Origin of the sequence: Vibrio sp. Vb1337, assembly GCF_033338715.1 — a bacterium.
GTDB lineage: Bacteria > Pseudomonadota > Gammaproteobacteria > Enterobacterales > Vibrionaceae > Vibrio > Vibrio alginolyticus.
This window is the reverse complement of the sequence record NZ_JAWOTD010000004.1, coordinates 304,147-312,555: the sequence shown is the minus strand read 5'-3', so window position 1 is coordinate 312,555 and position 8,409 is coordinate 304,147. Positions and strand designations below refer to the sequence as shown.

The 8,409-nt window shown below is 41.0% G+C and carries 11 protein-coding genes; all 11 read left to right on the top strand.

Annotated features, from left to right (window positions below):
* The first annotated feature begins 98 nt into the window (after positions 1 to 98).
* The 11 genes from R7E42_RS07070 to R7E42_RS07005 all read left to right on the top strand — a co-directional run bounded on the left by R7E42_RS07070 (position 99) and on the right by R7E42_RS07005 (position 8,400).
* Positions 99 to 725: a hypothetical protein gene (locus R7E42_RS07070; RefSeq protein WP_025510797.1), complete on the top strand. Its 627-nt coding sequence runs from the start codon at positions 99 to 101 to the stop codon at positions 723 to 725.
* 147 nt (positions 726 to 872) lie between these two features.
* On the top strand, positions 873 to 1,445 hold the full coding sequence (locus tag R7E42_RS07060) for a hypothetical protein (RefSeq protein ID WP_213964699.1): 573 nt from the start codon (positions 873 to 875) through the stop codon (positions 1,443 to 1,445).
* A gap of 140 nt (positions 1,446 to 1,585) precedes the next feature.
* Positions 1,586 to 2,062: a GNAT family N-acetyltransferase gene (locus R7E42_RS07055; RefSeq protein WP_318070783.1), complete on the top strand. Its 477-nt coding sequence runs from the start codon at positions 1,586 to 1,588 to the stop codon at positions 2,060 to 2,062.
* 620 nt (positions 2,063 to 2,682) lie between these two features.
* Positions 2,683 to 3,072 (top strand): DUF4345 domain-containing protein, encoded by a 390-nt coding sequence (locus R7E42_RS07050; RefSeq protein WP_318072540.1) that lies wholly within the window; start codon positions 2,683 to 2,685, stop codon positions 3,070 to 3,072.
* A gap of 198 nt (positions 3,073 to 3,270) precedes the next feature.
* Positions 3,271 to 3,549 (top strand): hypothetical protein, encoded by a 279-nt coding sequence (locus R7E42_RS07040; protein ID WP_256903402.1) that lies wholly within the window; start codon positions 3,271 to 3,273, stop codon positions 3,547 to 3,549.
* A 139-nt stretch (positions 3,550 to 3,688) separates the two neighbouring features.
* A complete protein-coding gene (locus R7E42_RS07035; protein WP_017636213.1) occupies positions 3,689 to 4,090 on the top strand; it encodes an HIT family protein in 402 nt (133 codons plus the stop codon).
* A 1,254-nt stretch (positions 4,091 to 5,344) separates the two neighbouring features.
* Positions 5,345 to 5,644, top strand: coding sequence for a hypothetical protein (locus R7E42_RS07025; RefSeq protein ID WP_206225585.1), 300 nt, complete (start codon positions 5,345 to 5,347; stop codon positions 5,642 to 5,644).
* Positions 5,645 to 5,810: 166 nt separating this feature from the next.
* Positions 5,811 to 6,179: a VOC family protein gene (locus R7E42_RS07020; RefSeq protein WP_318072539.1), complete on the top strand. Its 369-nt coding sequence runs from the start codon at positions 5,811 to 5,813 to the stop codon at positions 6,177 to 6,179.
* Between the two features lie 648 nt (positions 6,180 to 6,827).
* Positions 6,828 to 7,220, top strand: coding sequence for an NUDIX hydrolase (locus tag R7E42_RS07015; RefSeq protein WP_262638272.1), 393 nt, complete (start codon positions 6,828 to 6,830; stop codon positions 7,218 to 7,220).
* A 146-nt stretch (positions 7,221 to 7,366) separates the two neighbouring features.
* Positions 7,367 to 7,765 carry an SMI1/KNR4 family protein gene (locus tag R7E42_RS07010; RefSeq protein WP_062730552.1) on the top strand — a complete coding sequence of 133 codons (399 nt, stop codon included), beginning with the start codon at positions 7,367 to 7,369 and terminating at the stop codon, positions 7,763 to 7,765.
* Positions 7,766 to 7,917: 152 nt separating this feature from the next.
* Complete coding sequence (locus R7E42_RS07005) at positions 7,918 to 8,400, top strand: MazG-related protein (protein WP_151514943.1); 483 nt, start codon at positions 7,918 to 7,920, stop codon at positions 8,398 to 8,400.
* Positions 8,401 to 8,409 lie beyond the last annotated feature (9 nt).

The window sequence follows — 8,409 nt, the reverse complement described above, 5'->3', positions numbered from 1 at the left end:
TATGCGTTGCGTCTAGTGTTTAAGGTGGCATGCGGGAGCATCGGTATTGCGTTGCTCACACCTTAACAGGGCGTTATAAAGATAGAGGAACATGTTAAGTGACAGAAACAATAATGGCTTACCTTGATGCAGGAAACTATGGTTATGTTTTTCTGTTTATTGCTATATCAATCGTCATTAACTTTGAAAAGATTCTTTCTACGTATTCAACCCATAGAAAACGCCGCTTAGATTCATTGGAGCGTTCAGTATCAATTGAAAGTTTAGATGAAAGGCTAAAGCGTCATTTGCATTCGGAGATTGAGATAGAAACTTTTTATCTTACTCATGGTGTGAGAGTTAGCCGTGTACTCTTAAACGGGATGTTAGATCTTAACGAAATCATTGGCACTCGGGTTTCGTTTAAGCACATAATTCGTTGTAGCCGATTACTTCCCAACCTCAAAGATGTTCATAAAGAGAACTTTCAAATTGCTATCGATAAATTTGATAAACTATATGCATATTATAATTTGGGGCTAGGTTTGCCGGGTTTTATTGGAGGGATAATATGGTTTGCTTACAGCATATCTCAAATAGTTACGTCGCCAAATTACCCAAGTTTAATCGTCTCTTGTTTCACGGTATTAGTCAGTTTCGCCATGTTGTTCCAAGGTGCTCCGTATATATCAACCAAAATTATTAATAGAGAGCTGCGTGATTTACCCATGCGTGAGAGCGTTTAGTCATCTTTATAACAAACTGTTTAAGAGTGATTCGCAACGCGTGGCATTTTCACTATGCGTTGGTTTTGGTGTTTAAGGTGGTATGCGGTGGCTTTTGTATTGCGTTGCTCACACCTTAACAGGGCGTTATGTGAATTAGGAGTCGGCATGATAGAGGCTTTGATTGGTTTATCTGGTGTCATTATTGGTGTTCTTACTACAGGTCTAAAAGATTGGATTGTCTTCAAAATGACCTCAAGACAGAGAAAACAGTACTTAGCTACTCGCGTAGTAAGCATGCTAGAAATTTTCGTTGATAACTGTGCTCAGGTCGTTAAGGATGATGGAACTTATCGAGGGCTACCGGATAAAGACGGCTACTATTTACCACAAGTCGAAACTCCAAAGTTTGATCCTCTATCGTTAGAAGTAGATTGGTTGTCTATCAACTCTGAGCTAATGCATCAAATTTTGTACCTCCCGAATGAAATATATGTAGCTAATTCTAAGATTGAAAGCGTTTGGGACTATGTGGCTGAGCCACCCGATTATGCGGAGCTATTTGAAGAGCGACATTATCAGTATTCTTTACTAGCCATTAAAGCAACCAAGCTAATCCAAAATCTTTACAACGAGGCGAAGCTCAAAGAATGCAAAGGTAAATGGGAATGGTTCGAGCCAGAGCTATTCCAAAGTGTTGTGAAAAAAGTGGAACTCGGAAGAGGTCAAAAATTCACATAACAAACTGTTCAAGAGGGATTCGCAACGCGTGGTATTTTTACCATGTGTTGGTTTTAGTGTTTAAGGTGGTTTGCTGCGGCTTCGGTGTTGCGTTGCTCACCCCTTAACAGGGCGTTAGGTGCTTGAAGGAAAATGTAAGTATGGAAATTACTTTTCGGCAGATAAACATTGATGATTTCGAATTATGCGTTGCTGCAAGAAAAGATGCATACTTTTGTAGTTTTGGGCATTACGATGGTTTCGACGACTTCATCAGTGGTTATCGTGAACGAGTCTTAGACCGGTTAGCAACATCAGGATGGTTCTATATCCATATATTTGTGGATGGTCAGTTTGCAGGGCAGTTAGAGTTTCGTAGCTTTTCACCCGAGCCTGAGACTGGCTATGTGCATCTCATTTACTTAAAGCCGATTTTTCGTGGTTCAGGACTCGCTGTAAAATTGCAGGATTATATTGTAAGCACTTTGAGTAAAGCGGGTTGTTTGCGTGCTGTACTTTCAGTAAGCCGAACTAACCATCGAGCTCTCACATTCTATAAGCACCATGGTTGGGAGTTCGTGCGCAAGAATCCCAAGCACGATGAAACAGACTTTTACCAACTTTGGCTACGCACCTAACAAACTGTTCAAGAGGGATTCGCAACGCGTGGCATTTTCATTATGCGTTGGCTTTAGTGATTAAGGTGGTGTGCGGTGGCTTAGGTATTGCGTTGCTCACCCCTTAACAGGGCGTTAGGCGACATGAGACAAACGATAGAGTAGTGATAGTATCTTGGGGTGCATCTAGCTTCAGTTAACGGAAAAGGAACGGGTTAATGAATGGTAAAGCATTTGATAATTGGCAAAATCGCGAAAGAAAGGGTGTTTAAATTGGCTTTTCAGAACCACTTTCGTCACAGCCATTTTGTACATGATTTTTAATGTTATTTTCCTTTATCCATCTTCTGATGCGCCAAGCATTACGATTTTCTTATCGGATAATGCTCTTAATTACTCAATTTACACGATCGGGGTGTTTTTCGCATTTTGGGCTATTTGGCTATACAACGAGTCTTCGTATGAGAAAGAAGTTAAACGTAGAAATGTCGCCTAACAAACTGTTCAAGAGGGATTCGCAACGCGTGGCATTTTTACTATGCGTTGGTTTTGGTGATTAAGGTGGTATGCGCGGCTTTTGTATTGCGTTGCTCACCCCTTAACAGGGCGTTAGGCATCTTTTCGAACCTAAGGGAGTAGGTATGTCGAAATTATTAGTTTACTTAACTGCGCTATTCTTTTTGCTCTACGGAGCTATCTTTGCTGTGTTCCCTGTAGACATGGCAAACTTAATTACAGGCTCAAGCCCCAATTCTACCTCTGCAACTATTGATTTTAGGGCTACGTATAGTGGTGCCCAGTTTGCAATCGGTCTTGCTTTGATACTCGTCCTCAAGATTAAGCAAGATGTCACTTTGGCTTTAGTTATTGTAGCTATTACATTGTTATTTATGGCGTTTGGTCGTCTAATTGGTATCTTGTTTGACGGTCAACCTAATACACTAATGTATGTTTATTTAGTTGCAGAGTTAGTTTTTGGGTTATTAGCTCTATACCTGAGAAAGTCAGAGGCACCGGTAGCCAATGCCTAACAAACTGTTCAAGAGGGATTCGCAACGCTTGGCATTTTTACTATGCGTTGGTTTTAGTGTTTAAGGTGGTATGCGGCGGCTTTTGTATTGCGTTGCTCACCCCTTAACAGGGCGTTAGGCGACATGAGACAAACGATAGACTAGTGGATAGTATCTTGGCGTGAATCTAGCTTCAGTTAACAGAAAAGGAGTGGATTAATGAATGCTAAAGCATTTGATAATTGGCAAAAATCGCGAAAGAAAGGATGTTTAAATTGGCTTTTTAGAACAACTTTCGTCACAGCCATTTTGTACATGATTTTTAATGTTATTTTCCTTTACCCATCTTCTGATGCGGCAAGCATTACGATTTTCTTATCGGATAATGCTCTTAATTACTCAATTTACACGAGCGGGATGTTTTTCGCATTTTTGGTTATCTGGCTATATAACGAATCTTCGTATGAGAAAGAAGTTAAACGTAGAAATGTCGCCTAACAAACTGTTCAAGAGGGATTCGCAACGCGTGGCATTTTCACTATGCGTTGGTTTTAGTGTTTAAGGTGGCATGCGGCGGCATTGGTATTGCGTTGCTCACCCCTTAACAGGGCGTTAGCATACTTTGATAGGAGTTAAGATGACTACGATAGTCGAACAAATTGTTAATCGTGAAATTGACTCGGTCATCGTGTATGAATCTGACCAAGTTATAGCTTTTGCAGATCATGACCCAATCAACTTTGGACATATTTTAATCTGTCCTAAGACTCAATATCGTACTTTCATCGACCTGCCTGAGTCTGTGTTTTTAGAGATCACCGACGTTGCAAGAGATTTATATAAACGTATAGAAGCTAAGTTCAATCCTGATGGTATCGGCTTTATGCAAAATAATGGAGAGGCACCTCATTTCAACGAGCTCGATCACTACCATTTGCATATTTTCCCTAGGTTCCATGGCGACCAGTACGGTTGGGTTAGTAGTGAACTTGGAATTCAAACTATGGATAAACTAAGAGAATCACTTAAAGAACTATGAGCATTGAAAAAATATGCTAACAAATTGTTCAAGAGTGATTCGGCACGCGTGGCATTTTGACTATGCGTTGGTTTTAGTGGTTAAGGTGGTATGCAGAAGCTTCGGTATTGCGTGCCTCACACCTTAACAAGGCGTTAGGCGACGGGCAGGAAGTTCTTTGTTCTCATCTTTTTAGTTCTCTTTGAGCTTTCGTTTTTCTATGTCGGCAATTCAACATTGTCGGCTCAAATCCTTGAATCTCTCTGGCCGTAAAACATGCCAAGGTTTGCGGGTTGCCTCATTGGTTTTCATAGTCGGTTGGTTGTGAATTTCACTGGCTCAAAGTGTGGAAAGGTCAAGTTAATCGAGGTTTTCGTTCTCGCTTTAAGTTTGTAGCTTTCCGTTTCGCCTCCTCAAAAGCAACTTTATTGCTGAAAGTCTGTATTTTGTGGTTGTCGAAACTTCGGCTGAAACATAGTGGCTTATATGGTTCTTGAATCACAAAAAATCAGTGGGTGTTTGGTTGCTTATTTTGTTTCGGGTAATCTGCTTTCAAACAACCTTAAACATTGGTGGGAAACTTCGCCTAACAAGGCGTTTAAGACGGATTCACAACGCTTGGCGATTTCAGTTCAAGTTAGCTTAAGTGTTTAAGGTACAATGGTTTAGGTTTGGTGGTTGGCGTTGTTCACCACTTAACGCGGCGTTAGTACTGAATTGGCATCAAAGGTTAAAAGTTTCTGTGTTTATTGGTTTCTTTTCCTAACGTTACACCTGATCAAATGTGCCTTTCACGTTTGCCCCGGTGGCACTAGATGCGAAGTTTTCGCTTTGATTTCATCGTTTACGGTTTCTAACTTTGGGGGTATTTCTTTGGTGTGGCTTCTTTGGTGTTGGGAAATGTTTGGCAAAAACTGCGTTTCTTTGGCGCAGTTGTTAAAGTCTGAAGACCGAATCCTTTGCTAATTTGAAAACGGTGAAAAAGGGAAGTTTGGCACGTTTTTCTTCTAGCCAACTTTCGTCTTGAGGTCGGTTTTTAGATTGGCAGTTGTCCGTTAGGCTTCTGTGCTTTTAACCACAAGTTTCGTGCTATATTTCAGCATCTTGGCGTGTGCCAAAGACTTTAAGGGCAGCGTACTAACAAACAGTTCAAGTGGGATTCAGCACGCGAGGCATTTTTGGTATGCGTTGATTTTTGTGTTGAAGTGCCATGCAGAAACATCGGTATTGCGTGCTTCACCCCTTAACTGGGCGTTAGAGCGCAGGAGAAGAAATATGAATATGACCGATATAATTGAATACATGTCATATCTTATCGCCGGCATTATTATCGCTCCCTTCGGCTTTATATTGTTTAAAGAATTCATCGGTAAAGATCGTAAGACGGTCACAGATGAAGTGAAATCTACAGTTGGAGACGAATCGAGAAAGTTTCTGGGTGGTAGATATGGTGATGCAGTTGTAGGTCAGTTTGTAGAGTTTAAACTGATAATAGCGATAGGTTTGCCATTAGTTCTATTTCTAGGAATCTCTTCCTTGGTAAATTCTCTTTTGAACGTTCTGTTCAATCTGTGAGTTGCGCTCTAACAAACTGTTTAAGAGTGATTCGCAACGCGTGGCATTTTTGTTATGCGTTGGTTTTAGTGTTTAAGGTGGTATGCGGGAGCTTCGGTATTGCGTTGCTCACACCTTAACAGGGCGTTATATGCTTTCAAAATTTTTGAGCAAAAGGGAGTTTAAAATGATTTTAAATCACGTCTCAGTTGGTGTTTCAAATGTGGCATCTGCTGTGGGTTTTTACGACTCAGTTCTATCCGCTTTATCCATAAAACGTTCTCATTACATCGAAAATGTAGCGGCTGCCTACGGCGAAAATTTTGAATTTTGGGTCGGTTGTCCATGCGAAAATGTGGCATCTTCGGGTAATGGTACTCATATTGCTTTCAATGCGCCGAATCAAGATGCCGTTGACCAGTTTTATGCTACGGCATTGGAGCTTGGCGGTTCGTGTGCAGGCAAGCCAGGTTTACGGCCTGAGTACGGTGAAACTTACTATGCGGCGTTTGTCCGAGATGCTGATGGAAACAAACTAGAAGCAGTCTTTATGTAGTTGAAACTACGCATATAACAAAGCGTTTAAGACGGATTCACAACGCTTGGCAGTTTTGGTTTGATTCAGCTTTAGTGTTTACGGCACTATGGTTTAGGTTAGGTGGTCTGCGTTGCTCACCACTTAACGCGGCGTTAGCTTAAATCATTAACAAGGATGTGTAATGAGAAGTAAAAAATGGATATTTGCAGGTATTTTACTCATTGGTGGACCCTCATTATTGCCATTTAGTTTGGAAGTGATCTCAATAATTGAGCTGTTTGGTCTTTTCGGCTTGTGGACAATTTATTAATCTTACGCCGAATATTTGGTGAATCATCCTCGGTTTCAAAGAGGTCTGCGTTTAGCTACCAGTTGGGACTTTCAGCCTCAAATGTTGTTCTCGCTGAGAGATCTTAGGACATGTCCACAGTTAGTTTTTCATATGCTCCCTATTCAAAGTGTGATGGTCTGGACTTTGAATATTATGTTTTGGGGTAGTGTGGCTTGGTGCTACATAATTTAAGCTAACAAATTGTTCAAGAGGGATTCGCAACGCGTGGCATTTTTACTATGCGTTGGTTTTGGTGATTAAGGTGGTATGCGCGGCTTTTGTATTGCGTTGCTCACCCCTTAACAGGGCGTTAGAACTTTCAAAGGAACATATAGATGGAAGTAAATGAATGTATTTCCTTTATCATGCTTAATGGTTCAAAGGTACTGCTAGAAAAACGCAGTGAGCAAAAGGAAACTGATCCGGGCTTAATCACTATACCGGGTGGTCACATTGAATATGGTGAAACTCAAGTTCAGGCGTTGTTCCGAGAGTTAAATGAAGAGCTCAATGTTATTCCAACGGAATACAAATATTTATGTTCCCTTTACCACCCAACAAAAGAACTGCAGTTGATCCATTATTTCATTGTTACCAGTTGGGCAGGAGACATTACGGGTCACGAGGCTGATGAAGTTAAGTGGTATTCATTGCAGGCGAACCAAGTTGGAATCGCAGCTGACAGTATCGCTTTGAAAGAATTAGAACGGGTTAGTCGTTATATTTGAGTACAGTTCTAACAAAGCGTTCAAGGCGGATTCACAACGCTTGGCACTTTCAGTTCGAATCGGCTTTTGTATTTATGGCACAATGGTTTAGGTTGGGTGGTAGCGTTGCTCACCACTTAACGCGGCGTTATGCATCAGAGGGCTTCATGGAATTTATAGATAGACCTGTAGGCGCAAATCAGGAAGAAATACACAAGTTAGAAACTATATTTCAAATAACTCTTCCTGAAAGTATGTTGAATTGGTGGAGTGTTAGCGATGGCCCTATAGTCTATTTTGGGTTCAAAGAGTTACAGTTCTTTTCTTTGTCGGAGATATACGGCGAAGATATTTATGGGGTAAAGCACGATATGTCTGGCGCAATGCCAATTTGCTTAGATGGTAATGGAAATATTTGCGTGGCCAGAATTGCAGGTGGTGTTATATCTGGCTTTTATGTCGTTGATTCTAGTGATTTAGGTTGGGAACAAGCGAAAATTATAAGCTGTGAATTCTTAAAGTTTGTGAACGATAGTTTTTCACCCGAAGAACGACTAAATGCATAACAAAGCATTTAAGAGTGATTCCCAACGCTTGGCATTTTCAGTTCAAGGTTGGGTTTTGTGTTTACGGTGTAAAGGTTTAGGTTAGGTAGCGGCGTTGCTCACACCTTAATGCGGCGTTATGGCGCAGGGATAGAATCAGCTAAGGGAACTCTATGAGCGAGAAAGTAAAAGTAGCCTTGAACTGGCTCAAAGGTCTTTTGGAATCGGAGAATATCGAGTATCAAATAGTCGGTGGGTTGGCGGCAACGATTCATGGTGGCAGTCGTGAAGTCGCAGACATCGACCTCTATATCCACAATTTAGATGCAAAAAAAGTATTAGCTCACGTTCCACAGTATGTTTCTAAGCCACTTACTCGTTACTCGGAATATGGCTGGGACTTAGAGTATTTTCAGTTAATCTATCGAAATCAAAAAATTGAAATAGGTTTGGCTCAACATACCAAGATCCAATCTTCACTGGATGGTTCGTGGCACCAACTTGAAATCGACTTCTCAAAGTCAGTTGTCAAAAGCTATCAAGGTATTGAATTACAGGTCATTCCGGTTCATCAGTTGGTAGAATATAAGCGAATATTGGGTAGGGAAGTAGACCTCATAGACGTTCAGCAGTTAGCTTCAAGTTCAGCGCCATAACAAAGCATT